General features: G+C 47.3%; 1 protein-coding gene. It reads left to right on the top strand.

Annotated features, from left to right (window positions below):
* Positions 1-526, top strand: a 526-nt coding sequence (locus ACLI1A_RS19555; protein WP_411410381.1) for a SprB repeat-containing protein, incomplete at both ends; no start/stop codon positions are given.

Here is a 526-nt window from a genome sequence, read left to right as displayed (position 1 = left end):
GCTTTCAGCTACTACAACGCAAACCAACATACTATGTAACGGAGGTGCTACAGGAGCTGCTACAGTAGCAGTAACAGGTGGAACTACAGCATATACTTATAACTGGACACCGGGCAACCCTACAGGAGACGGTACAGCATCTGTATCGAGTCTTACAGCCGGAGTATGGACATGTACTATTACCGATGCTAACGGATGTACATTGGTTAAAACCGTAACCATAACCCAGCCTACTGCTTTATCGGCTTCAATTTCTTCTCAAACCAACATATTATGTAACGGAGGTGCTACCGGATCTGCTACTGTAACTGCTACAGGCGGTACTACAGGCTATACTTACCTGTGGAGTAATGGTGCTACTACAGCTACCATAACCGGTCTTGCGGCTGGTACTTATAACGTAACAGTAACCGATGCCAACGGTTGTACAGCAACTGCTTCTGCGGTATTAACCCAGCCTACAGCGCTTGCTGCCACTACTACGCAAACCAACATACTATGTAACGGAGGCGCTACAGGAGCTGCT

This window comes from Flavobacterium sp. RHBU_3, from assembly GCF_046613565.1.
Classification (GTDB): domain Bacteria; phylum Bacteroidota; class Bacteroidia; order Flavobacteriales; family Flavobacteriaceae; genus Flavobacterium.
Note: the sequence above shows the minus strand (reverse complement) of the source record. Positions and strands in the feature narration are given on the sequence as shown.